The 24796-nt window shown below is 65.7% G+C and carries 22 protein-coding genes; 3 read left to right on the plus strand and 19 right to left on the minus strand.

The window, feature by feature from the left end; genetic code table 11:
• Window positions 1–12 precede the first annotated feature (12 nt).
• The 7 genes from nuoF to KW836_RS22425 all read right to left on the minus strand — a co-directional run bounded on the left by nuoF (window position 13) and on the right by KW836_RS22425 (window position 6174).
• Window positions 13–1380 (minus strand): NADH-quinone oxidoreductase subunit NuoF, encoded by a 1368-nt coding sequence (gene nuoF, locus KW836_RS22395; protein WP_175123014.1) that lies wholly within the window; start codon window positions 1378–1380, stop codon window positions 13–15.
• On the minus strand, window positions 1377–1871 hold the full coding sequence (gene nuoE / locus KW836_RS22400; protein WP_218344810.1) for an NADH-quinone oxidoreductase subunit NuoE: 495 nt from the start codon (window positions 1869–1871) through the stop codon (window positions 1377–1379). The genes nuoF and nuoE overlap by 4 nt, the downstream gene beginning before the upstream one ends.
• A 47-nt stretch (window positions 1872–1918) precedes the next feature.
• The gene (locus tag KW836_RS22405; protein WP_175123015.1) at window positions 1919–3175 is read right to left on the minus strand and encodes an NADH-quinone oxidoreductase subunit D; all 1257 of its coding nucleotides are present in this window, start codon (window positions 3173–3175) and stop codon (window positions 1919–1921) included.
• Window positions 3176–3178: 3 nt separating this feature from the next.
• Complete coding sequence (locus tag KW836_RS22410) at window positions 3179–3805, minus strand: NADH-quinone oxidoreductase subunit C (protein ID WP_218344811.1); 627 nt, start codon at window positions 3803–3805, stop codon at window positions 3179–3181.
• Between the two features lie 79 nt (window positions 3806–3884).
• On the minus strand, window positions 3885–4361 hold the full coding sequence (locus KW836_RS22415) for an NADH-quinone oxidoreductase subunit B family protein (protein WP_006217960.1): 477 nt from the start codon (window positions 4359–4361) through the stop codon (window positions 3885–3887).
• Between the two features lie 39 nt (window positions 4362–4400).
• Complete coding sequence (locus tag KW836_RS22420; RefSeq protein WP_006217959.1) at window positions 4401–4760, minus strand: NADH-quinone oxidoreductase subunit A; 360 nt, start codon at window positions 4758–4760, stop codon at window positions 4401–4403.
• A 292-nt stretch (window positions 4761–5052) separates the two neighbouring features.
• Complete coding sequence (locus KW836_RS22425; RefSeq protein WP_175184214.1) at window positions 5053–6174, minus strand: porin; 1122 nt, start codon at window positions 6172–6174, stop codon at window positions 5053–5055.
• Window positions 6175–6630: 456 nt separating this feature from the next.
• Between KW836_RS22425 and KW836_RS22430 the strand changes: the two genes are divergently transcribed.
• Genes KW836_RS22430 through KW836_RS22440 form a run of 3 tightly spaced genes read left to right on the plus strand, consistent with a single transcriptional unit; the run spans window position 6631 to window position 8116 of the window.
• A complete protein-coding gene (locus KW836_RS22430) occupies window positions 6631–7245 on the plus strand; it encodes a TetR/AcrR family transcriptional regulator (protein ID WP_175137305.1) in 615 nt (204 codons plus the stop codon).
• On the plus strand, window positions 7242–7685 hold the full coding sequence (locus KW836_RS22435; protein WP_218344812.1) for a PaaI family thioesterase: 444 nt from the start codon (window positions 7242–7244) through the stop codon (window positions 7683–7685). Before KW836_RS22430 ends, KW836_RS22435 begins: the two co-directional genes overlap by 4 nt.
• Window positions 7682–8116, plus strand: coding sequence for an NAD(P)-binding domain-containing protein (locus KW836_RS22440; protein ID WP_175137304.1), 435 nt, complete (start codon window positions 7682–7684; stop codon window positions 8114–8116). Before KW836_RS22435 ends, KW836_RS22440 begins: the two co-directional genes overlap by 4 nt.
• Here KW836_RS22440 and KW836_RS22445 read toward each other — a convergent pair.
• The 12 genes from KW836_RS22445 to KW836_RS22500 form a co-directional block, all read right to left on the minus strand.
• Window positions 8087–8854 (minus strand): phosphatase PAP2 family protein, encoded by a 768-nt coding sequence (locus KW836_RS22445; protein WP_175137303.1) that lies wholly within the window; start codon window positions 8852–8854, stop codon window positions 8087–8089. The genes KW836_RS22440 and KW836_RS22445 overlap by 30 nt on opposite strands.
• Window positions 8855–8899: 45 nt before the next feature.
• Window positions 8900–9691: a metallophosphoesterase gene (locus tag KW836_RS22450; protein WP_175123022.1), complete on the minus strand. Its 792-nt coding sequence runs from the start codon at window positions 9689–9691 to the stop codon at window positions 8900–8902.
• Window positions 9688–10662: a diacylglycerol kinase family protein gene (locus KW836_RS22455; protein WP_218344813.1), complete on the minus strand. Its 975-nt coding sequence runs from the start codon at window positions 10660–10662 to the stop codon at window positions 9688–9690. Before KW836_RS22455 ends, KW836_RS22450 begins: the two co-directional genes overlap by 4 nt.
• An 81-nt stretch (window positions 10663–10743) precedes the next feature.
• Complete coding sequence (locus KW836_RS22460) at window positions 10744–12543, minus strand: gamma-glutamyltransferase family protein (protein ID WP_218344814.1); 1800 nt, start codon at window positions 12541–12543, stop codon at window positions 10744–10746.
• Window positions 12544–12703: 160 nt separating this feature from the next.
• A complete protein-coding gene (locus KW836_RS22465; protein ID WP_175123025.1) occupies window positions 12704–14197 on the minus strand; it encodes an ABC transporter substrate-binding protein in 1494 nt (497 codons plus the stop codon).
• Window positions 14198–14421: 224 nt separating this feature from the next.
• The gene (locus tag KW836_RS22470; RefSeq protein WP_218344815.1) at window positions 14422–15321 is read right to left on the minus strand and encodes a LysR family transcriptional regulator; all 900 of its coding nucleotides are present in this window, start codon (window positions 15319–15321) and stop codon (window positions 14422–14424) included.
• Window positions 15318–15977 carry a metalloregulator ArsR/SmtB family transcription factor gene (locus tag KW836_RS22475; RefSeq protein WP_175123027.1) on the minus strand — a complete coding sequence of 220 codons (660 nt, stop codon included), beginning with the start codon at window positions 15975–15977 and terminating at the stop codon, window positions 15318–15320. Before KW836_RS22475 ends, KW836_RS22470 begins: the two co-directional genes overlap by 4 nt.
• A 30-nt stretch (window positions 15978–16007) precedes the next feature.
• On the minus strand, window positions 16008–17492 hold the full coding sequence (locus KW836_RS22480; protein ID WP_218344816.1) for an efflux transporter outer membrane subunit: 1485 nt from the start codon (window positions 17490–17492) through the stop codon (window positions 16008–16010).
• Window positions 17493–17502: 10 nt separating this feature from the next.
• Window positions 17503–20604 carry a MexW/MexI family multidrug efflux RND transporter permease subunit gene (locus tag KW836_RS22485; RefSeq protein ID WP_218344817.1) on the minus strand — a complete coding sequence of 1034 codons (3102 nt, stop codon included), beginning with the start codon at window positions 20602–20604 and terminating at the stop codon, window positions 17503–17505.
• A 15-nt stretch (window positions 20605–20619) separates the two neighbouring features.
• Complete coding sequence (locus KW836_RS22490) at window positions 20620–21750, minus strand: efflux RND transporter periplasmic adaptor subunit (protein WP_218344818.1); 1131 nt, start codon at window positions 21748–21750, stop codon at window positions 20620–20622.
• A gap of 176 nt (window positions 21751–21926) precedes the next feature.
• Window positions 21927–23900 carry a choline BCCT transporter BetT gene (locus KW836_RS22495; RefSeq protein WP_175137295.1) on the minus strand — a complete coding sequence of 658 codons (1974 nt, stop codon included), beginning with the start codon at window positions 23898–23900 and terminating at the stop codon, window positions 21927–21929.
• 149 nt (window positions 23901–24049) lie between these two features.
• A complete protein-coding gene (locus KW836_RS22500; protein WP_175137294.1) occupies window positions 24050–24673 on the minus strand; it encodes a TetR/AcrR family transcriptional regulator in 624 nt (207 codons plus the stop codon).
• Window positions 24674–24796 lie beyond the last annotated feature (123 nt).

Consider the following 24796-nt stretch of genomic DNA (forward strand, 5'->3'; position numbering starts at 1 on the left):
TGTTCCTGAGACCTACAGATATTGCGGGACCACACAAGACTTGTGCTCGATGTGGTGCGCGAATTCGTCGCGAAAATGCTTGAGGAAGCCACGGACGGGCATGGCGGCGGCGTCACCGAGAGCGCAGATGGTGCGGCCCATGATGTTGAGCGCCACGTTGTCCAGCAGCTCCAGATCTTCCGGACGGCCTTGACCGTTTTCGATGCGGTGCACCATGCGGTAGAGCCAGCCGGTGCCTTCGCGGCACGGCGTGCACTGGCCGCAGCTTTCCTCGAAATAGAAGTACGACAGGCGCAGCAGCGACTTCACCATGCAGCGCGTCTCGTCCATGACGATCACAGCGCCAGAGCCGAGCATCGAGCCGGCCTTGGCGATGGAGTCATAGTCCATCGTGCATTCCATCATGATGTCGGCGGGCAGGACCGGGGCGCTCGAGCCACCGGGGATGACCGCCTTCAGCTTCTTGCCGCCGCGCATGCCGCCAGCCAGTTCCAGCAGCGTCGAGAACGGGGTGCCCAGCGGGATCTCGTAGTTGCCGGGACGCTCGACGTCGCCGGTGATCGAGAACAGCTTGGTGCCGCCGTTGTTCGGCTTGCCGACTTCCAGGTAGGCCTGGCCGCCGTTGCGGATGATCCACGGCACCGCCGCGAACGTTTCCGTGTTGTTGATGGTGGTGGGCTTGCCGTACAGGCCGAAGCTGGCCGGGAACGGCGGCTTGAAGCGCGGCTGGCCCTTCTTGCCTTCCAGCGATTCCAGCAGCGCGGTTTCTTCGCCGCAGATGTAGGCGCCGTAACCATGGAAAGCGTGGAGCTGGAAGCTGAAGTCGGAACCGAACAGGCGGTCACCCAGGAAGCCGGCGGCACGCGCCTCTTCCAGCGCTTCTTCAAAGCGCTCGTAGACTTCGAAGATTTCGCCGTGGATGTAGTTGTAGCCGACGCTGATGCCCATGGCGTAGGCCGCGATCGCCATGCCTTCAATCACGATGTGCGGATTGAAGCGCAGGATGTCGCGGTCCTTGAACGTGCCGGGCTCGCCTTCGTCGGAGTTGCAGACGAGGTACTTCTGGCCCGGGAAGGCGCGCGGCATGAAGCTCCACTTCAGACCGGTCGGGAAGCCCGCGCCGCCACGGCCGCGCAGACCCGACGCCTTGACTTCGGCGATCACGTCTTCCGGCTTCATGCCGGTGGTCAGGATCTTTTTCAGGGCTTCGTAGCCGCCGCGCTTGACGTAGTCGGCCAGGCGCCAGTTGGCGCCGTCGACGTCGGCCATGATCTGCGGCTGCAGGTGGCGGCCGTGCAGGGCCATCGAGTTGGACAGGTCGTTCAGGGGGTTGGGATCCAGCCCCTGCGCGAACTGCTTGTACAGGTCAGGCGCGTTCATGCCGACTCTCCTTGCTGCTTGAGGGCCGCGACCAGCGCGTCCAGCTTCTCGTCGGTCATGCGCACGCACATATGCTTGTTGTTCACGATCAGCACGGGGGAGTCGCCGCAGGCGCCCATGCACTCGCCTTCGACCAGCGTGAACTGGCCGTCTTCGGTGGTCTGGCGATAGTCGACGCCCAGCTTGCGCTTGAGGTATTCGCCGGCGCGGTCGCCGTCGCGCAAGGCACAGGGCAGGTTCGTGCAGACGGCGATCTTGTTCTTGCCGACGGGCTTGACGTCGAACATGTTGTAGAACGTGGCGACTTCCTGGACCGCGATGGGCGGAACGCCAATGTAGTTGGCCACGTCTTCGATGACTTCGGTAGCCAACCAGCCCTTCTCTTCTTGCGCGATGGCAAGCGAGGCCATGATGGCGGACTGCCGCTGGTCGGCCGGGAACTTGGTTAGTTCACGGTCGATTTTCTGGTAGGCCTGTTCGGAAAGCAGCATAGTTTGAATCCGGGTTATGCGGGCGTGCTCGTGACTGTCTGGGCGGATCAGCGATCGATCTCGCCGAAAACGATGTCCTGCGTGCCAATGATGGTGACGGCGTCGGCGATCATGTGGCCACGCGACATTTCATCCAGCGCTTGCAGGTGGACAAAGCCAGGCGCCCGAATCTTCAGGCGGTAAGGCTTGTTGGCGCCGTCGGACACCAGATAGATGCCGAATTCGCCCTTCGGGTGCTCCACCGAGGCGAACGCCTCGCCCGGGGGCACGTGGAAACCTTCAGTGAAGAGCTTGAAGTGATGGATCAGCTCTTCCATGTTGGTCTTCATGGCGGTACGCGACGGCGGGGCGATCTTGTGGTTCTCGATCATGACCGGGCCGGGATTGTTGCGCAGCCATTCCACGCACTGGCGGATGATGCGATTGCTTTGGCGCATCTCGGCGATGCGGACCAGGTAGCGGTCGTAGCAGTCGCCGTTGACACCCACGGGGATGTCGAAATCAAGCAGATCATAGACTTCGTAGGGCTGCGTCTTGCGCAGGTCCCAGGCGACGCCCGAACCACGCAGCATCGGGCCGGTGAAGCCCAGCGCCTTGGCGCGCTCGGGATCGACCACGCCGATGCCGACCAGACGCTGCTTCCAGATGCGGTTGTCGGTGAGCAGGGTTTCGTACTCGTCGACGCAGCCGGGGAAGCGGTTGGTGAAGTCTTCGATGAAGTCCAGCAACGAGCCCGAACGCGCTTCGTTCATGACGCGCATTTCCTTGTCGCCACGGAACTTGCTGGAGTCGCCGTACTGCGGCATGGAATCCGGCAGGTCGCGATAGACGCCACCCGGCCGGTAGTAGGCCGCGTGCATGCGCGCGCCCGAGACCGCTTCGTAGCAGTCCATCAGGTCTTCGCGTTCACGGAACGCGTACAGGAATACCGCCATCGCGCCCACGTCCAGGGCGTGCGAGCCCAGCGACATCAGGTGGTTCAGCAGACGCGTGATTTCATCGAACATCACGCGGATGTACTGCGCGCGCAGCGGGGCTTCGACGCCCAGCAGCTTTTCGATGGCCATGACGTAGGCGTGCTCGTTGCACATCATGGACACGTAGTCCAGGCGGTCCATGTAGGGCAGCGCCTGGATGTAGGTTTTGTGTTCGGCCAGCTTTTCGGTGGCGCGGTGCAGCAGGCCGATGTGCGGATCGGCGCGCTGGATGACTTCGCCGTCAAGCTCGAGCACCAGGCGCAGCACGCCGTGCGCGGCCGGGTGTTGAGGACCGAAGTTCAGGGTGTAGTTCTTGATGTCTGCCATGATTCAACGCCCCATGCCGTAGGTGTCTTCGCGCACCACGCGCGGGGTGATCTCGCGCGGATCGATCGTGACCGGCTGGTAAATGACGCGCCGCTGCTCGGGGTCGTAGCGCATTTCGACGGTGCCCGACAGCGGGAAGTCCTTGCGGAACGGATGGCCGATGAAGCCGTAGTCGGTGAGGATGCGGCGCAGGTCCGGATGGCCTTCGAAGACGATGCCGTACAGGTCGAAGGCTTCGCGCTCGAACCAGCCGACCGTGGGCCAGCATTCCATCAGCGAGGCGACCATCGGGAACTCGTCGTCAGGCGCCCACGTGCGCACGCGCAGCCGCCAGTTGTTCTCGAGGGAGAGCAGGTGCGCCACCACGGCATAACGCGAGCGGTGGATGCGGACGTTGGTTTCCTCGGGCATCTGGCGCGTGCCGTTGCCCCAGGTCAGGTAGTCGACGCCGCAGAGGTCGATACAGGTTTCAAAGCGCAGGCCGGCTTCGGCGCGCAGCTTGTTGCAGACGGAGAACCACTGCTCCGCGGGCACTTCGAGCGTCAGCTCGCCCAGCGCCTCGGTCAGCGCAATGTCCGCGCCGAGGGTGGTCTGCAAATTGTTTTTCAGGGATTCGAGCCTGGTCATCATCTTGTACGCTTAGGTGAACCGATACGCTGGTTTCGCAGGTTCGAGGCGGCTGAGGCCTGCCATCGGACCTGACGAAGCATCAGCGCGCAATCGTGTTGGTCAGACGGATCTTGTTCTGCATTTGCAGCAAGCCGTAGACCAGCGCCTCGGCCGTGGGCGGGCAGCCCGGCACGTAGACGTCTACCGGTACGATGCGATCACAGCCACGCACCACCGAATACGAGTAGTGGTAGTAGCCGCCGCCATTGGCACAGGAGCCCATGGAAACCACCCAGCGCGGCTCGGGCATCTGGTCGTAGACCTTGCGCAGCGCGGGCGCCATCTTGTTGCACAGCGTGCCGGCAACGATCATAAGATCGGACTGGCGCGGGCTGGGCCGGAAGATGATGCCGAATTGGTCCAGGTCATAGCGGGCTGCGCCCGCGTGCATCATCTCAACCGCGCAACAGGCCAGACCGAAGGTCATGGGCCACATCGAACCGGTCTTCGCCCAGTTCAGGAACTTGTCGGCGCTGGTGGTGATGAACCCTTGCTTGAGAATGCCGTCTATAGCCATATTCGTCTCTGATAACGTGCTGTGAAATGAACCCGAAGGTCACTCCCAATCCAGCGCGCCCTTTTTCCATTCGTAGATGAAGCCGACGGTCAACACGGCGAGGAAAACCATGACCGTCCAGAAACCGACGAGTCCGACGGTGCCCTGGGCAATGGCCCACGGGAACAGGAACGCGATTTCCAGGTCGAAAAGAATGAACAGAATCGCCACGAGGTAGTAGCGCACGTCAAACTTCATGCGTGCATCTTCAAACGCTTCGAAGCCGCACTCGTAAGGCGAGAGCTTCTCAGCGTAAGGACGCCGCGGGCCAAGGAGGGAGCCGGCCGTTAGAAGCGCGAACCCGATAAGGGTGGCCACTACGATAAACAGCAGGACGGGAAAATACTGTTGCAGGTTCATTCAGGCGTCCGTCAAATGCGCAAACCTTAGGATTGTAGCATTCGCGCGGTTACTTCCGGCTGAACTCTGTAGCTTGAATAGCAGGCGAAAGACTGCATTCCTTAAATGGAACAATTGCAGCTTTCGTCGGTGCATGTCGAGCATGTGCGGCTCGAACGACACGAAGCCGTAGTATGCCTGAATTCAGTCCGCAGACGAAAAAAAACCACCCCCAAAGGGTGGTTCATGCGAACGGGCCGAGGCCCGTTCGCTTTTGCTTTAAATCCACACAGGGCTTGCGCCCTGCATTGGATTAGAAGCGGTGACGCACACCGATGCCGACGGCGGTCGACTTGACGTCGTCCAGGAAGGCGTAGTTGGTGGCGTACGAACCGTAGGCGTACAGGTTGGTACGCTTGGACAGGTCGTAGGTGTAGCCCAGCGAGTAGATGTTCATGTTGGCATCGTCGCCCGTCAGCTTGTCGTTCGACGGGTCAACACGCTGCCACGAACCGAAGACGTTCGAAGCGCCACCGATGGGGGCCGACAGGCCGACCAGGTAGGAGTTGGCCTTGAAGCCGTCAGCAAACACGTTGCTGATGCCGCTGGCGGTTGCCGACAGGATCGAGTTGCCGTTCACGCCGGGGCCAGCGAACCAGCCGTCGGTGGTGCGGCCGTAGACCAGGGCCAGCTTGACCACTTCGAAGTCATACGAACCACCGATCATGTACGAACGCGGGGTAGCGTCGGTAGCTTCGGTCGTCAGACGGTTCGAGGCGTTCAGTTGGTCGTACGACAGAGCGACGTTCAACGGGCCGTTGACGTAGCGCAGACCAGCGGTGATGGCGCGGGTGTTGTCGGCGGTCTTGAAGCCGGTTTCGGTCGTCTTCGTGTCGTCGGCGCTGAACGAGTAGCCGGCGCCGAATTGGAAGCCGCTGAACGACGGGGTTTGGTACATGACCATGTTGTCGTAGCGCTGCGTGTTAGCGGCGCTCAGACCGGTACCGATGTTAGCTTGACCGAAGCCAGCGCCGAACGGATCGATCGAACCGAAGTACTTCGAAGCGATGTTGGTTTGACGACCGAAGTCCAGTTGGCCCCAGCTGTCGCTGGCCAGACCGACGGTGGCTTGACGACCGAACAGACGGCCACCTTGAGCCGAACGGCCGTTGCCCGAATCAAAGCCCGATTCCAGTTGGAAAACAGCGCGCAGGCCGTCACCCAGATCTTCCGAACCACGCAGACCCCAGCGCGAACCGTTTTGGACGCCGTTGATCATGCCGAAGCGGCTGCCGTTGACGGCGTCGCTAACACCGCTGATACGGTTGTAGCCGAGGCCCGTGTCGATGATGCCGTACAGGGTGACAGACGTTTCTGCCTGGGCGACACCGGCGAAACCGGCGAGCAGGGCGGCAGCGAGCAGAGTCTTTTTCATTTAAGAAATCTCCGTTGATTTGAGTGACAAGAGCAGCAATCCAGCAAACCAGCCTGCCGCCCCCCTAACTCCGCGAAGGGAAGTTGACGCTATTGCATCAAAAATCGGGGGGACTGGCTATGGTCGGCATCAGAAAAGTGCAGGTTTGCGACAGGCTTGTTGGGAAGTTGCAACATCCCGCTGATGCTCGCCGCGCAACGCTAGGGCTTTCCCTTACCGAACTGCCCGAGCGCGCAACCATGCGACTTTCGGCCCTGCCCCCAATTTTCCGGGCAATTCCAAAACCCATTCGTCACGCTACTTTCTTCGCGGCTCCGGCAGCCATGCAGCGCTAAACCGGAGCGGCCGGGATGATGCCGGCACTGAAGATCATCGTAATCACGAGCGGCGCTAATAACGTTGTTATTAATAAAAATCGTCGATATGATCGATGGCACCGTATAGCCGCTGAGCGCCATGTCCACCCCTTCCCCTCGAGCCGACCGCAACGAACGCCTGAGCGCCCTGCGCAGGCAGATCATCCTGGACGCCGCGCAGCGCGTGTTCGAGCGGGATGGTCTGGAAAAGACGACGATCCGGGCCATCGCCAAAGAGGCTGGTTGCACGACGGGCGCCATTTATCCCTGGTTCGCGGGCAAGGAGGCGCTTTACGGGGAACTGCTGGACGGATCGCTGCAACGGCTGCACGCGCATCTGGCGCAGGCGGGCGATGCCGAGACGCCGCAGTCGGCCGCGCGCGGCGTGATAGGGGCGTTTTTTGCCTACTACGCGCAGCGGCGCACGGATTTTTCGCTGGGGATGTATCTGTTCCAGGGACTGGGCCCGCGGGGGCTCGGCCGGGACATGGACGAAAAGCTCAATGGCCGGTTGCGGCAATGCATCGATCTGATCGGCCAGGCGCTGTCGCGCACAAAAGGCTGGCGGGACGAGACCGTTCAGGCCGAGCAGATGAACGTGTTCACCTATTTGATGGGACTGTTGCTGCTGGTGCACACCCGCCGCCTCAAGTCGCTGGGCCAGCAGGCCGATGCGCTGCTGGACAACTATTGCCACGCCCTGGAACAACGATGACCGCAACCGCCCTCGCCGCCGATGCGCGCGCGCCGCAGATCAGCCTTGCCGACTTTCACGTGCTGCTTGCCGACCAGCATCCGTTCTCGATGCTGCTGGGGATCGATGTGCTGCACATCGGCCACGGCACGGCGCACGCCGTGTTGCCCGCCCGCGACGCGCACCAGCGGCTGGGCGGCATTGTTGCCGGACCGATGCTGATGGGACTGGCCGACCTGGCCATGTATGCGGCAGTCGTGGGCGCCACCGGGCAGGCCCACGCGGTCACGGCCAGCCTGACCATCAATTTCCTGCGCAAAAGTCCGGCAGGCGCCATCCATGCGCATGCCCGGCTGCTCAAGGTGGGCAGGCTTTCCGCGGGCGAAGTCGTGCTGACCGGCGAAGGCTCGGACGAGCCGGTCGCGCATATCGTGAGCACGTGGTCGGTGCCCAAGCCATGAGCCCGCGCGTCAGCATCGTCGGCATGGGCAGGATCGGCACGATGGCCGCGCGGCGGCTGCTGGCCGCCGAGCCCGACATTGCGCTGACCCTCTATGACATCGAGGCGGAGCGGTGCGAAGATTTCCGCGGCAACGCGACGCTGGCAACCTCGGCGCGCGAAGCCCTGGCGGAGTCAGACACCATCGTGCTGGCCCTGCCCCGGGAGCGCGAGATCGATCGCACGCTGGAGCGCTTCAGCGACGGACAGGTCACTGCGCCCATTGCCGGCAAGCTGATCATCGATCTGGACCCGCCACCCGCCGACCGGATGCGGCAGCTTGACCGCGCCATCACCTGCGCGGGCGGGCGCTACACCTGCGCGCCAATGCAGGCGCCCGCCGCGGACGGCATCGAGGCGCGCCTACTGGACGCGCTGAACCGTCCTGCCTGACACGTGCAGCCGTTCGACGGCCGCCACGCACAGGACCAGCCATCCCAGGCTGACCGCGAACCCGGCTACGACATCGCTCGCAAAATGCACCTGCAGCAGGATGCGGCTGAGACCGATGGCCATGATGAGCGCGGCCATGAACGCCACGCAGGGCAGACGCCACGCGGGTGGCGCGAATCGCCACATCAGGTAGCAGGCCGTGCCGTACACAGCCATTGCCGCCGACGAGTGGCCGCTGGGGAAGCTCCAGCCGGTCGCCATGGCGTAGCCGTGATCGTGGTCGGGGCGCACGCGCTCGAACGTGTGCTTGAACAGCCAGTTCAGCGCGCCGTTCAGGCCTGTCGCGACCGCGCAGAAGAGCGCGAGCTGCCACGACCCGCGCCATAGCAGCGCAATCGTCATCAACACGGCGACGACCGTGAGCAGGTTGCGGTCACCTAGGTACGTGATCCAGGACAGCAACCAAAGCATGGACGTCGACATGGACATGCTGAGCGCATTGGCGAGCGCGCTGTCGAACGCCACGATCGTCCCGCGGCTTTCGACGGCCAGGGCCAGCGCCAGAAACAACGCAAAGGAAATGCCCGCCGTCGCGGCGAAGAGCGCGGCACGGCCGTTGCCGGACAGGCGGCCGTGGCAGCGCATGAAGAGCAGCGCCACGCCGCCCGCGACCAGCGGCAGCGCGACAAACAAAGAGAGGGCATGGGCTGCGGCCCATGCCGCGTAGACATCGGTCATGTATGCGCCATCAAAAAGAAAGGTGCGTGGGGGCCGCGCCCCCTGCTACAACGAGACCAGCGTCTTGTCGACCGGCGCGAAGGCATGCGCGCCCGCCGCGTAATCCCACCGCTCGACGTGGCAGACCTGCTGGCCTTCCTCTTCAGAGCGGGTGATCACGCCCAGCGAGTTGGGCACGGTGCCCCGCACCCGGTGCGAGCAGGTCGTCCCGGCCTGGACGATCCAGCCGGCCGGTCCGGTGGGCGCGGTCAGCGGCAGCACGTAGGGCAAGTGTATATGACCGCCCAGCACCAGGTCGACACCCGCCTGGGCCCAGGCCGACAGCGCACGCTCCCGGCCGATCAGCAGATTGGACAGGTCCGATTCGACCTTGGCGCGCACCGGGTGGTGCGCCACGACGAGGCGCAACTGGCCCGGCCGGGCCTGCCGCAGCCGCTGGGCGACGCGAGCGATCTGGGCATCGGAGATCTCGCCATCCTTGTGGCGTTTTGGCCGCGTGGTGTTCACCCCGATGGCGAGCACGCCGTCGTTTTCGAACACGGGCTCGAGGATCGGCCCCAGCGCGCGCTTGTAGTTGCCGTAGGGATTGAGGGCGCGTGCGAATACGTTGTACAGCGGGATGTCGTGATTGCCGGGCACCGCCAGCACGGGCAGCGCCAGACGCTCGATGAACCGGCGCGCGGCGGCGAACTGGCTGCGGCGCGCACGCTGGGTGATGTCGCCGCTGAGCACCACCAGATCGGGCGACAACTGCCGCGCCAGGTCCAGCACGGCTTCGACGACCGCCTTGCGCTCCGTGCCGAAATGGGTGTCCGACAAATGCAGGATCCGCGTCATGAGCGGTCCAGAAGCTCGGGGTCCGCCGGCACCACCAGGGGCAGGCGATCGCTCGCCACCTTGAATTCAAGCGGCGTGTCCATCCAGGATATCTCGCCGTCCATCGCCACCTTGACCCGGCGGCGCCCGCGTACACCGACCGTCAGCTTGTCGAAGGCGAAGCTGATGACGTTCTCGGCGTCGCCCATCCGGCTGAGCAGGCCGCGCACCAGCAGGCCGTAGAGGGCCAGCGTGCCCACTGGCCGCGCCGCCATGGCGATCAGCCGGTTGCGATCGAGCTCGTCGTTCTCGATGCCGATGTGTTCCAGTTGCAGCTTGTTGTTGCCCACGACGAGCGTCGGCGACCGCAGACTGCGCGACTTGCCCTCGAATTCGAGCTGCAACCCCAGCTGGCGCGGTTGGCGCCAGAGCGTGACCAGGCCTGACCACAGCGCAACCCAGCGCCTGCGCCCGTAGCGTTGCTTGTAGGCCTCGCGGTCTTCGAGCAGTTGCGGATACAGGCCGAGGCTGGCGTTGACGAGAAACAGTCGGCCGTTCAGCAGGCCGACCTGAACGGGCCGGATGGTGCCTTGCAGGAAGCCGCGCAGCGCCACCTCGGTTTCTTGCGAAATGCCGTAGGTGCGGCCGAAGTAGTTGAAGGTGCCTTGTGGCAGGATGCCGAACGGCACGCCCTGTCCCAGCACCGTGGACGCAACGGCATTGAGCGTGCCGTCGCCGCCCGCGGCGATGACGACGCCCTGCTCGTCCTGGGCGCGCTTGACCGCCTGGCGCGCCACGTCCGTCAGCCGCGACGGATCGCCGACCGGCATGAGTTCGTAGCGCCGCCCGGCCTTGTCGAGGATTGTCCGTATGGTGTCCTGCAAGACCTGCGCGTCGCCGCGCCCCGATCCTTTATTGAGGACGATGAATAAGGGTTCTTTTCCCGTGAGGGGTCGAGCCGCTGTTGCCGGGCTCTGCTCGGATGGCGTCATGCGACAAACATACCCTAAGCGGGTAAACCGCCGCAAGACGCCGCACGGCGCACGCTTTGTAAGAAAGCGTGCGCCGTCCGTTCAACGGCCGACGGCGTACGCCTGCATCAGGCGCGGGGTGGCGGCCGCATGCAGCAGTCCGTCCGCGTCACGCGAAGCGGCGGTCAGCCGGCCGACCGACCACTCGGGCAGTTCTTCGATCTGGTGGCCGCGCTGGCGCAGCGCCGCAATGACCTCGGCGCCGAAGCTGGCCTCCAGCGCCAGATGACCGGGTTTGCGGTCGCGCGGGTAGAAGGACGTGGGAAAGTGCATGGTGTGCGACATGGGCAGGTCGATGGCTTCCTGCAGATTCAGGCCGTGGTGCACGTGTCGCAGGAAGAACAGCAGTTGCCATTGTTCCTGCTGGTCGCCGCCCGGCGTGCCGAAGGCCAGGTACGGCTTGCCATCGCGCAGCGCGAGCGACGGGGTCAGCGTGGTGCGCGGGCGCTTGCCCGGCGCCAGCGTGCCGGGCAGGCCTTCTTCCAGCCAGAACATCTGAGCGCGGGTGTTCAGGCCGAAGCCCAACTCCGGAATGACCGGCGAGGACTGGAACCAGCCGCCGGACGGCGTGGCCGAGATCATGTTGCCCCAGCGGTCGATCACGTCCACGTGTGTGGTGTCGCCGCGCTTGGCCGACGCGCGCATATCGGCAAGGGTCGGTTCGTTCGTGGCGCTGCCGGGCGCGGTGACGGGCGACAGGCGCTCGAGCGTGTCCATGACGCGCGCGACCTGCGCCTCCAAGCCGGGCACCTGGCCGGGCAGCAGGTCGTGCGACGCGCCCTCCCCGATCAGTTGGCGGCGCTCGGCGTTGTACGCGTCGGAAAGCAGATGGGCGAGCGGCACGTCGATAAAGGCCGGGTCGCCGTAATAGGCTTCGCGGTCGGCAAAGGCGAGCTTCATGGCCTCGGTCACCCGGTGGATGAACTCGGCGCTGGTGGGACTGACGCCCGCCAAGTCCATGTCTTTCAGGATGGCGAGTGTCTGCAGGAAGACCGGCCCCTGGCTCCAGGCGCCGGCCTTGGCGACCGTGTAGCCGTGATAGTCGTAGGTCAGCGGTTCGTCGTAGCTGGCGGACCAGCCGGCCAGGTCGTCGGCCGTGATGACGCCGCGGTGGGTGGCGCCGCTTTCGTCCATGACGTCGGTGTTGCGGGCGAAGCGGTCGATTTCGTCGGCGATGAAACCACGGTAGAACGCGTCGCGCGCGGCCTCGATCTGGCGCTCGCGGTCGGCGCCGGCGCCTTCGGCGGCTTGCAGCACGCGGGTCCAGGTGCGGGCCAATGCCGGATTGCGGAACAGCTTGCGGGCCTGCGGCACCTGCCCGCCCGGCACGTAGACCTGGGCGGTCGTCGGCCAGTGGGTTTCGAAGAAGTCTTTCAGGCCGGCAATGGTGTTGGAGATGCGCGGCATCAGCGCATGGCCTTGTTCCGCGTAATAGATGGCGGGTTCGAGCACGTCCCGCACGCGCATCGTGCCGTGGTCGCGCAGCAGCAGCATCCAGGCATCGAACGCGCCGGGGATCACGGTGGCGAGCAGGCCGTTGCCGGGAATGAGCTTCAGGCCTTCGGCGCGATAGCGTTCCAGCGTGGCCGCGGCGGGCGTGGTGCCCTGCCCGCACAAGACCTCGACCTTGCCGGTGCGGGCCGAATAGAACACGGCCGGCACTTCGCCGGCCGGGCCGACCAGATGGGGTTCGACCACCTGCAGCACGAACGCCGAGGCGACGCAGGCATCGAACGCATTGCCGCCGCGCTCCAGCAGCGACATGCCGGCCGAGCTGGCCAGCCAATGGGTGGACGTCACGACACCGAAGGTGCCGAGGATTTCCGGGCGAGTCGTAAACATGGTGGGTCCTGATGTTGGGATGTAAGACCGATTCGGGTGTCTGACACCGAGACGCCCCACAGCAGCAAGTGACGCCATCCGGGACACCGCGGATCCGGCTCTGCCGGTCCGCTAGTGTCGCCCCCTTGAGGGGGCCCGCGTCAGCGGGTACGGGGTGGGCTTATTTCTTTACACCCTTCAGGCGGATCAGACCGTCGGGGTACGGGACGAAGCCGTCCACCTTGGCCTGCACGCCGAACGTCCACGGCAGGTAGAACAGGTAGATGATCGGACGCTGGTCCTGCATCGCGGCCAGGACCTGGTCGTACATGGCGCGGCGCTTGGTCGTGTCGGCTTCGGCGCGGGCGTCGTTGAGCAGCTTGTCGACGGCGGGGTCGCAGAATTTGCCGTCGTTCAGGTTGCCCTTGCAACTCAGGTACTGGTGGATGTTGCCGCTGGGATCGACCCGGCCCGACCAGCCGCTCTGGCCAATCTGGAAGTCGCCGCGGGCCAGCGAGGATTGCAGCGAGGCGAACTCGACTGGGCGCAGCGAGATATCGAAGCCGGCTTCGGCGCCCATGGCCTGCACCAGTTCAAAGACCTGCTGCATGGTGGTGTTGTTGCCGAAGGTGATTTCGACCTTTACGCGGTCGTAGCCGGCTTCCTTCAGCAGCGCCTGCGCCTTCTTGGGGTCGCGGCCCGGGCGATCGAAGGATTTGTTGTACGCAAAGCTGGCGGGCGGGAACGGCTGGTGGGCGGGCTGGAACATGCCTTCGCCGATCACCTGGTTCAGGACGTCGCGATCGATGGCCAGATCCAGCGCCTGCCGCACGCGCTTGTCCTTGGCAAGTGGATGATCGGCGCGCGCGCCGTTGGCGAGGTTCACGGAGATGGACTGGAAGCCCAGGCCCGTGACCGGCGCCAGACGCAGGCTGGCGTCATCCTTGACGGCCTTGGCGTCGCTGGGCGCCACGCGTTCGATGATGTCCAGATCGCCGGCGCGCAGGTTGTTCAGGCGCACGGTGTTGTCCGGAATCGGCGTGTAGACGAGGCGGTCGAAGTGGTAATTGGCCGCATCCCAGTACTTGGGGAATTTCTCGAGCACGATGCGATCGTTCTGCACGCGCTCCTTGAATTGGTACGGGCCCGAGCACACGGGCTTGCCGCCGGGGTCCTTGTCGAAGCTGGCGGGCGAAATCATCATGCCGGCGCGGTCGGACAGCTGCGACAGCAGCGAGGCGTCCGGCTCCGACAGGTTCAGCACCACGGTGTGCTCGTCGGGCGCGTCCACGCTGGCAACGGTGGCCAGCTCGCTCTTGCGGTTGCTGTCGGGCAGCGTGCGGGCGCGGTCGAGGTTGGCCTTGACGGCGGCGGCGTTGATGGGGGTGCCATCGTGAAACACGGCATCCGTGCGCAGCTTGAAGGTCAGCGTCTTGTTGTCCGGGCCGACGGTCCAGGATTGCGCAAGCTGCGGCACGATCTTCAGATCGGGGGTGATGTCGACCAGCCTGTCGCACAACGAGGCGAACACGATGCGGCCGACAAAGGTGCGGGCGCGCGCCGGGTCCAGCACGTCCGGGTCGTCCTGCAGCCCGATACGCAGCGTGGACTGGGCGTTCGCCAATCCGGTGGCCAGCATTCCCGCCATGGCCATGGCGAGGCAAAGTTTACGCATGAATGATCTCCGTCGATTCCGTCAGGATCTGTCGTCTCGTGCGCGGAGGCACCGCCTGGCTGGGAGCAACAGACCCCGGGACGCGCCGCATCGCCGGGCCCATCCCCCTTGTGCGCACGCTGTTTGTTGTTGGATTCTGCGCCAGGCGCGCGGCGATTGTATAGACCGGCGGGTGACGCGCCGCCCACTATACGCCCGTGGCGGCCGCCTTGCGGACGAATGGCTCAGGGCAGGCGGCAAGGGGCCGAGAAATCGGCCGACGCGGCGACCGTGTCGCGCAGCATGGCGACCAGCGGCCGGGCGTCGTCGCGCCGGTACTGGAAGGCGTAGGGCAAGGCGGCCAGTTCGGGCTCGCCGTGCAGGACGCGCAGGCTGCCTTCGGCCTGGAGCTTTTCGGCCCAATGGCTGGGCAGCAACCCCACGCCCGTGCCCTCGATCAGCAGCCCGACGATGGCGCCCCAGTTGTTGCAGCACAGGCGCTCGCCCGCGGATTCGCGTCCGCCAAGCCAGTCGTCGATGATGCGCGTGGTGCCCGCGCCTTCGGGCAGCGTGACGAGCGGCAGCCTGGCCAGCAAGGCCATCGTCATGCCGGTGTCGGCCGGTTGCAGCACCGAGGGCGCGGCGACCCAGGAGAAGTGCGCCTCGCCGATGGGCGATGACGCAATGCCGGCGCGGGAAGACCGGCCGGCGATCACGGCAAAATCCAGCTCGCCATCCGCGACGCGCTGTTCCAGCACCTGGCCGATGTCCACGTACGGCTCCAGCACCAGCTCCGGGTAGGCTGCGCGCACGGCGCGTATCAACCCCGGCAGCCAGGTCAACGCCGTCAGCTCGCCGACGCCGAAGCGGCAACGGCCGCGCAGACCCGGCATTTCGATCATGGAGGCGCGGATCTGGTCGGCCGTGGCAAGCAGCCCGCGCGCTTGCGGCAGCAGGCGCTGGCCCGCGTCGGTCAGCACGGCCTTGTGGCCGCTGCGGTCAAAGAGCGGCTGGCCCAGCCCCTCTTCCAGTTCCGTGATGCGCTTGGACAGCGAAGACACCGACAGATGCAGCCGCTCGGCCGCCACGGCAAAACTGGCGCAGGTGGCGGCCCAGTAGAAGGCCTCGAGCTGCTTGAGCGTCATGGCCGCTGGCTGACGCGGTAGGCGCAGCGCCGCGCGCCGGCCAGGATGTGTTCTTCGCGGTCGACCTGCACGCCCTCGCCCAGCACCTTGCGGAAGAGTTCCAGCTCGCTGCGGCAAAAGCCCATACAGGCCTTGGCCGCGAAACAGATGGGGCAGTGGTTCTCGATGAAGACGAAATCCGCGCCGTCTTCACGCAGTTCCGCCATGTAGCCCTCGGCGCTGCGCACGTCGACCAGGCGCGCGAGCCGCGTCTTCAAGTCCGGCGCGTCCTGCATGGCCTGCTGGTAGACATTGAGCATGGCGCCTTCGCGCACCTGCACCAGCTTGTCGATGCCGTCATCGCCGAACACCTGGCGCACGGCCGCGATCATCTGCACCGTCATCTCGGCGTGCGTGTCCGGGAAGCGCCCATGACCGGCCTGGGTCAGGAACCAGATCTGGGTGGGCCGGCCGCGGCCCGCGCTTTGGCTTTCGAAGTCGACCAGCCCGTCGGCATGCAGGCGCGTCATCTGCTGGCGCACCGCCTCGGCCGTCACGTCCATGGCGCGCGCGATGACCGCGATGGATTGCGGTCCGCGCGTCTTCAGGGTCATGAGCACGCGGTCCGCAGGCTGGTGCGGTGTCGCGGCGGCCGGGTGGGACAAGCTGTCAGACATGAGAGGTATCGATGCTCCGGAAGAAGGTTCCTATGGTGCCACGGACGGCTCGCCCGGGTCAGCCGGCGCGGGGAAAACCGCCGCCACCGCAGCAGCGGGCTGGGCCTGCCATCCGCCCCCCAGCGCCTTGTATAGCGCAATGAGGCGCGTGTAGGACTCGGCTTCGGCGACGGCCACGGCGTCCTGGGCGCGCAAAAGCGTACGCTGCGCGTCCAGCACGGTCAAATAAGGCGTGCTGCCTTCGCGGTACCGCAGCCGGGCCAGTTCCGCGGCCCGTCCGCTGTGCGCGGCGGCCTGCGCCAGGCTGCCCAGGCGCTGCTGCGTCTGCCCGTACTCGGCCAGGGCCTCCTCCACCTCCTGCACCGCCCGCAGCACCGCCTGCTCGTAGCGCGCCGCCTCGCCTTCCAGGCGCGCCTGGGCGCCGCGCTTGCGGGCCAGCGCCGTGGGCAGATGGAAGGCGGGCCAGCCGGCGTCGGCCGCCACGCTGAACCCGCGGCTGGCCGCCGAGCCGAAGTCCGCGCCGCGTAGCGCGACGAATCCCAGGAATCCGCCCAGGTCGATGCGCGGGTAGAGCTCGGCCGTGGCCACGCCCACGTCGGCATTGGCGGCGGCCAGGTTGCGTTCGGCGGCCAGCACGTCCGGACGCCGCGACAGCAAGGCGCCCACATCGCCGATGGGCAGCCACGCCGTCAACGGCGCGAGCGGCGTCGCAGCATCCAGCGCACCCAGTTCCACCGGGCGCAGGGCCGCCAGCACCGCGATCCGGTACAGCGCCAGCCGGCGCGCGGTCTCCTGCACAGGGATGCTGGCCTGCACGGTCTCCAGCTCCGCCCGCGCGCTGGCCAGGTCGCCCTCGTCGCCGCGGCCAGCCGACACCATGGCCTGAGTTACGCGCAGGCTGTCCTCTTGGCTGGCGAGGTTGGCGCGCGCCACGGCCAGCCGCTGCTCGGCGCCGCGCAGCTCGAAATAGTTGCGCGCGACCTCGGCCGCGACCACGATGCGCGCCTGCGCCAGGTCGGCCGCCTGCGCCTCGCTGCGGGCAGCCGCGCCCTCGGCCGCGCGGCGCAGCCGGCCAAACAGATCCAGCTCCCAGGTCGCGTCGAAGCCCGCGCGATAGCTTTCGGCCAGATTGCGCTGGCCGGCGACGCCGGGGTTCGCCTGCGACAGGCTGCGCGCGTAACCGCCGCCCAGGGTCACGGCGGGCAGTTTGTCCAGTTCCTTTTCGTCCAGTACCGCGCGCGATTCGGCAAGGCGCGCCTGGGCGATGCGGATATCCAGGTTGCGGGCGAGCGCCATGTCGATCAGCCGATCGAGCTGCGGGTCCTGCAATTGCTTCCACCAGTCGCGCTGGACCTGGTCGGTGGAAAAGAGCGCCTGTTCGGGGCTGGCCAGGACGACGGGCGCCGGGTTCGGCTGTTGGTAATCCGGCCCGACGGCGCAGCCGGCCAAGGCCAGGGCAACCAGCAGCACGACGGCACTGCGGCTCAGCCGGGGATAGCGGTGCAGCTTATTCATGTTCGATTCCTCAATGCGAGGCCGCGGCGCGCGCGTCCTCGGCGTCAGCCTGCGCCAGTTCACGGGCACGCGGCGTGTCGTTGGCCGCCCGGTGATCGCGGGCAAACACGGTGTAGACGGTGGGCAGCACGAACAGCGTGAACAGCGTGCCGACCAGCAGGCCCACCACGATGACCAGCCCCAGGCTGTAGCGGCTGTGCGCGCCGGCGCCGGTGGCGAACAGCAGCGGGATCAGCCCCATGACCATGGCGGCCGTGGTCATCAGGATGGGACGCAGGCGGATGCGGGCGGCCTGCTCCATCGCGGCCCGCCGGTCCAGCCCGTGGCTGACCTGCATTTCGTTGGCAAACTCCACCATCAGGATGCCGTGTTTGCTGATCAGCCCGATCAGCGTCACCAGCCCGATCTGCGTGTAGATGTTGACGGTGGCCATGCCCAGCGCCAGCGGAATCAGCGCGCCGCAGATCGACATGGGCACGCTCACCAGGATGATGAACGGATCGCGCAGGCTTTCGTACTGCGCGGCCAACACCAGGTAGATGACGATGATGGCAAAGATGAAGGTGATCATCAGCGCCGAGCCTTCCTGCGTGAACTGGCGCGCGTCGGACTGCCAGTCGTAGCTGAAGCCTGCCGGCAGCGATTGCGCCTCACGCGTCAGGAACCGCACCGCGTCGCCCATGGTGACGCCCGGCATGGGAATGGCCTGGAACGTGGCGGCGTTCAACTGGTTGAACTGCGTGAGCTTGTTGGGCTCCACGCCCATCGATACCGACACCAGATTGGACAGCGGCACCTGCGCGCCCGAGGCGCTCTTCACGTGGTATTGCGCCAGCGCCTGCGGCGAGATGCGCTGCTCGCGCAGGCTTTGCGGAATGACGTCATACGAACGCCCGTCCATGCCGAAGCGGTTGACGTAGTTTTCGCCCACCAGCACCGCCAGCGTGTCGCCGATGGCCTTCATGGTGACGCCCAGGCTGTTCGCCTTGCTGCGGTCCACCTTCAACTGCACAACCGGATTGTTGTAGTCCAGGTCGCTGTCCACCACCATGAAAAGGCCGCTTTCGCGCGCGGCCTTCTTCAGGCTCTCCATGGCGTCATAGACCACGGCATAGTCCGACGCGCTCATCAGCACCATCTGCACGGGCAGCCCGCCGGTGGAGCCGGGCAAGGACGGCAGCTGGAACGCGAAGATGTTGCTGCCTTCCACGCCATTCGCCATCGCCTGCATGTCGGCCTGGATCTCGTCGGCCGAGCGCTTGCGGTCCTGCCAGTCAACAAAGTTCACGCCGCCGATGCTGTTGGACACGCCGTCGGAACCATTGATCAGCCAGCGTCCGTTCTGCTCGGGCAGCGTCTTCATGACGTCGTCCCACTTCTTGCCGAACTTCTCGACGTAGTCGATGTTGGCCTGCTGCGGCGACTTGATGGCGGTGAGCACCGTGGACTGGTCCTCGACCGGCGCCAGTTCCTGCTGCGCGGCGTTGTACAGGAACGGCAGGCTGGCCAATACGGCCACCGCCAGCACGCCGGTGACCCAGCGATGATGCAGCGACACGTCCAGCACGCGGCCATAGGCGTCGCCCAAGCGGCCGAAGAAGTGTTCCGCCTTGCGGGCCATCCAGCCGTCGGCCACCCGGCCGTTCAAGAGAAACGAGCTCATCACCGGCGACAGCGTCAGCGCGATCACGCCCGACACCACCACCGCGCCGGCCAGCGTGAATGCGAACTCCTTGAAGAGCGAGCCGGTCAGTCCGCCCATCAGCCCGATCGGCGCATAGACCGCCGCCAGCGTGATGGTCATGGCGATCACCGGCCCCGCGACCTCCCGCGCGCCGATCAGCGCCGCGCGCACGGGCGACTTGCCCTCTTCAATATGGCGGTGCACGTTCTCGACCACGACGATGGCGTCATCCACCACCAGCCCGATGGCCAGCACCATCGCCAGCAACGTCAAGAGGTTCACGCTGAACCCGAACAGGGCCATGATGGCCGCGCCGCCCAGCATCGACAGCGGTATGGTCACCACCGGAATCAGCACCGCGCGCAGCGAGCCCAGGCACAGGAAGATCACCGCCACCACAATGACAATGGCCTCCAGCAGCGTCTGCGTCACGCCGTCGATGGACGCGCTGATGAAGCGGGCCAGCTCGAACGGCACCTGCACGCTGGTGCCGGGCGGCAGATTCTGCTTGATGTTGGGCAACAGGTCGTTCAGGCGCTTCACGATGACCAGCGGATTGCCGACGGGCGTGGCGTTCAGGCCGAAGTACACGGCCGGTTCGCCGTCCATCAGACCGCTTGAATCCGTGGACGCCGCGCCCAGTTCCACCGTGGCCACGTCGCCCAGCCGGACAATGGCGCCGCCCTCCTGCTTGATGACCAGGTCGCGGAATTCGGCCACATTGACGAGATCGGTGTTGACCTGGATGTTGGACACCACGTACAGGCCCTTTGCCTGTCCGGGCGCCGCCTGCACGTTGTTCTGGCGCAGCGCGTCGGCCAGTTCGCCGGCGGAAATGCCGCGCGCCGCCATGCGGTCCGGGTCCAGCCACACGCGCATCGCCAGCTTCTGCCCGCCGTACAGCTCGACACTTGCGACGCCGTCGATGGACGAGAGCTGCGGCTGCACCACGCGCGACAGGTAGTCGGTCAGCGCGGCCAGCGACAGATTCGTGCTGGAAAAGCCCACGTAGGCCACGGCCGTCGCCTCACCCGCGGACTTGACCAGCACCGGATCGTAGACGTCCTGCGGCAGGCGGTACTTGACCTCGTTGACCTTGGCCATCACTTCGGTCATGGCCTTGTTGGAGTCGGCGTTCAGCTTCATCCGCACGGTAATCACGCTGCGGCCCTGCGTGGACGACGACGACAGGTAATCGATGCCTTCGACCGTGGCGACGGACTGCGCGATCGGCTGGGTCACGAAGCCCTGCATCAGGTCGGGCGAGGCGCCCGGGTACTGCGTGGTGATGGTGATGGTGGTGCTTTCGGTCAGCGGGTACTGCCGGACCGGCAGCCCGCTCAGCGCCTTGATGCCCAGCAGCAGAATGAGCGTGCTGACTACCAGCGCCAGCACGGGGCGGCGCACGAAAAGATCGGTGAACTTCATGGGAGCCTCCGTGCCTTACCGGGCTTGCGCCACGGTCTGCCCCGGCGCGGTCAGCGCGACGGTGTCGTTCGGCAGGATTTCGACGGCGGCGCCGTTATGCAGGCGCAGTTGGCCCGACGTGACGACCTGGTCGCCGGCCTTGAGCCCTTCGGTCACCACCACGCGGCCCCGCAGGCGTTCGCCGGTCTTCACATAGGCCTGGCGGACGGTGGGCGCCGCGCCGGCCGTGCCGGATTCCGGCGCGGCCACGACATACACCGAATCGCCATAGGCGCTGTAGCTCACGGCCGTCTCCGGCACGGTGATGACGTTCGGGCGGTCGGGCAGGCTGATCCTGGCCTGCGCATACATGCCGGCGGACAGCGCGCCGTCCGGATTGGCCAGCAGCGCCTGCACGCGGACCGTGCGCGTGCCCGGGTCAACCTGGGGCTCCACGGTCGTGACCTTGCCCTGAAACGCACGGCCGGCGTGGGCGTCCACCGTCACAGCCACCGGCTGGCCCACGCGCAGCGTGCCCAGCGCCTGTTCGGGCAGCGTGAGGTTGGCGTACACGGAGGACGCATCCGTCAGCGACACCAGCGGATCGCCAGCGCGGGCAAACTGGCCCAGGTTCACGCGGCGCACGCCCAGCACCCCATCGAACGGCGCCTTGATGCGTTTCTGGTCGATCAGCGCCTGCACGCGCCGCACGTCGGCAGCGGCCTGCTCATGGTCGGCCTGCGCCTGATCGAGCTGTTCGCGCGTTGCGGCCTGCAGCGGCACCAGCCGGCGCGTGCGGTCCAGCAAGGCCCGCGCGTTGCGCGCCTGCGCTTGCAGCCGCGCCAGCTCGCCCTGCTCGGGCGCGTCATTCAACTGCACGAGCAACTGCCCGGCCTTCACGGACTCGCCCGGCGTGAACAGGATCTGCGCGACGCGACCGTCCACCTCTGCGGGAACCAGCACCTGGCGCGTGGCCTCCAGCGAGCCGATGCCGGCCAGGACGACCGGAAAATCCGCCTGCACTGCGGCGGCCACGGCGACCTTGGCAGGCGGCATCGACCATCCGCCGCCCTGCGTTGCCGCTTTGGATTTCCAGTACATCGCCCCGCCGGCCACCGCCGCCACGGCCAGGGCGACAACCGCCCAAGCTCCTGCCTTCGCCTTCATTTTTCGCTCACTTTTTATTTAAACAAGAATTTGCTTGGATAATCCACGAATCGCGGGGATTCGTCAAAGCAGCGAAAGCAATGAAGGGGATAGCGGCGGCCTATGGGCGAAAAAAAGGCCACGCGATGCGCGTGGCCAAAGGGAAAAAACGGAACGGGTGGATCAGCGCAATCGGCTCACCCGCGCACCATGTGCAGGTAATGGCGATGCCGCTCGTATTGATCCAGGATGTCGCCGATCACCGCGTCGCGGCTCCAGCCCATGATGTCGTAGTCCTGGCCGCCTTCGCGCAGATGGACTTCTGCGCGGAAATACTTGCGCTCGTCTTCGTCGGCCGCCTCGTCTGGCGTCAGGCTGGGCCGCACGAAGGCCTGCGGCTGGACGGCGTAGGAAAAGTCCAGATGTTCGCCGTGCGAGACTTCCAGGATCGCGCCGCCGTCGTCTTCGTCTTCGCGCACCTCTACGGCATAGCCCTGCTTGCGCAATTCATCGGCCACGTCTTCCAGGGCCGGCCGCACCACGTCCGAGATGAAGCGCAGCACGTGAGCCCGGCGCGGCATCATGACCATGTTGCGCAGGCGGCGTTCCCAGGACTGGCCGCCGCGCGCCGGCCGGGAAAGCGTGAGCGACTGGTAGCGGATGCCCCGCTTGGTCGCGTCAAGCTTGAGCGCCTTGAACAGCCCCCATAGCGACAGCAGCAGGATGATCGAGAACGGCAGCGCGCTGGCGATGGTGGCGGTCTGCAGCGCGGTCAGGCCGTCGGCCAGCAGCAGCGCAATAGCCACCGCCCCCATGGATAGCGACCAGAAGATCCGCTGCCACACCGGCGTGCGGTCCGCGCCGCCCGAGGCCAGCAGGTCCACGACCAGCGCTCCGGAGTCGGCGGACGTGACGAAAAACACGGCCACCATTGCAATCGCAAAGACCGATATCACGCTGCTCCAGGGCAATAACTCAAGGAACGCGAAGAGCGCCAGCGAACTGTCCTTATCCACCGCCTGTGCCAGGCCCTGGTCGCCGCCAACGAGGATGTAGTAGATGGCCGTGTCGCCAAACACCGTCATCCAGAACAGCGTGAAGCCGGCGGGCACCAGCAGCACGCCGCAGACGAACTCGCGGATGGTGCGGCCGCGCGAGATGCGGGCAATGAACAGACCCACGAACGGCGACCACGCGATCCACCAGCCCCAATAGAACAGGGTCCAGCCGCCCAGCCAATCGGTCGGCTCGTAGGCGTACAGATTGAAGGTCTTGTTGACGATGTCGGACAGGTAGGCGCCGGTGTTCTGCACAAATGTCTGGAACAGGAACACCGTGGGGCCGGCGATCAGCACGAACAGCAGCAGGATCACGGCCAGCACCATGTTGGCTTCCGACAGGATGCGGATGCCCTTGTCCAGCCCGCTGGCCACCGACATCGTCGCCAGGCTGCAGGTGATGACGATCAGGATGATCTGCGGCACCACGCCGACCGGAATGCCGAACAGGTGATTCAGCCCGCTGTTCATCTGCGCCACGCCCAGGCCCAGCGACGTCGCCACGCCCAGCACGGTGCCGATGATGGCGAAGATGTCGACCGCATGGCCGATCGGGCCATGGATGCGGTTGCCAATCAGCGGATACAGCGCGGACCGCAGGGTGAGCGGCAGCCCGTGACGGAAACTGAAGAATGCGAGCGTCAACGCCACCGCCGCGTAGATCGCCCAGGCGTGCAGGCCCCAATGGAAGAAGGTGATCTTCATGGACTCGCGCGCCGCCTCGACCGTGCCGCCCTCGCCCACCGGTGGCGACACGAAGTGCATGACGGGCTCGGCCACGCCGAAGAACATCAGCCCGATGCCCATGCCGGCGGAGAACAGCATGGCGAACCAGGTGAAATTACGGTAATCGGGCTCGCTGTGGTCCGGGCCCAGCTTGATGTCGCCGTACCGGCTGATCGCCAGGAACGCGACCGAGAGCAGAATGATCGCGACGACCAGGATGTAGAACCAGCTGGCGTTGCTGATGATCCAGGCCTGCATCGCGCCGAAGAGGTCCTGCGCCGCCTTGGGCGCAATGATGGCGAAGGCGACGAGCAGCACGGTGAATAGGGCTGCGGAAAAGAAGACGGGCCGATGGATCGTCGTGCCGGATCGGGATTCCGAAGTCATGGATGCACTCCTTGTGCCCGAGGGTCGCGGAACATGGCGCTGGCCCCCTCAGCACGACCGGTGCACCGCCGGTATTACTATCACGGGCGCACCCAAGCTGACAATCACCTGAGTCAGGAATCGGAAGTTATCAGATCGGCGCCACGGTCTTATTCGGGCGTTGCGTCGCCGAAGACCACACGGCGGAAGAACCCGGCCAGCACGGCCTCGGTCATCTCGGGCGTGACGGCCTGGGGATCGAAGGCATAGCTGAACTGCATGCCGTCGGACAGAGCCAGGAGGCCCAGCGCAAGCTGCTCGGCCGGCAGCGGCAGCGGTGTGCCGACGAGAGCCGAAAACTGGCGGATGTATTCGGTGGTGGCGGCGCGCAGTTCGCGCAGACAGGCGATGAATCCCACGCGGAAGTCCGGATCGCGCGCGGCCTGCAGCTTGCCTTCCATCCACAGCAGGAAACAGTCGTTTTCGCGATAGTGCGTGCTGTAGTAATCGAGCACGCGCGCTTCCATCTGTTGCCGGGTCTCGCCGGCTTCGAAGATGGCGCGCATGTCGGCCATGACGTTTTCATGGTCGCGCTTGAGCAGTTGCAGAAACAGTTCGGACTTGCTGCCGAAGTTGCTGTAGAACGCCCCGCGCGTATAGCCCGCCTGCTCGGCGATGTCTTCGACGCTGGCCGCCACGAACCCCTTGGACAGAAAAATCGACTGGGCAGCGTCGAGCAGGCGCTGACGCGTCTGGTCACGGCTCTGCTCTCGGGTTAGGCGGACTTTTGACATGGGCGGAGTTTAGCACCGGCGACGGTTTCAGATTCAACATTGAATCCGGATACATGACTGTATTAGAATCCAGTCCGTATCGAGTCCGACTCGCCCTTTTCCTGCCCTCTTCCGCGCCGCGAG

Origin of the sequence: Achromobacter sp. ACM05, from assembly GCF_019218915.1 — a bacterium.
In the GTDB taxonomy this organism is placed as follows: Bacteria; Pseudomonadota; Gammaproteobacteria; order Burkholderiales; family Burkholderiaceae_B; genus Achromobacter; species Achromobacter animicus.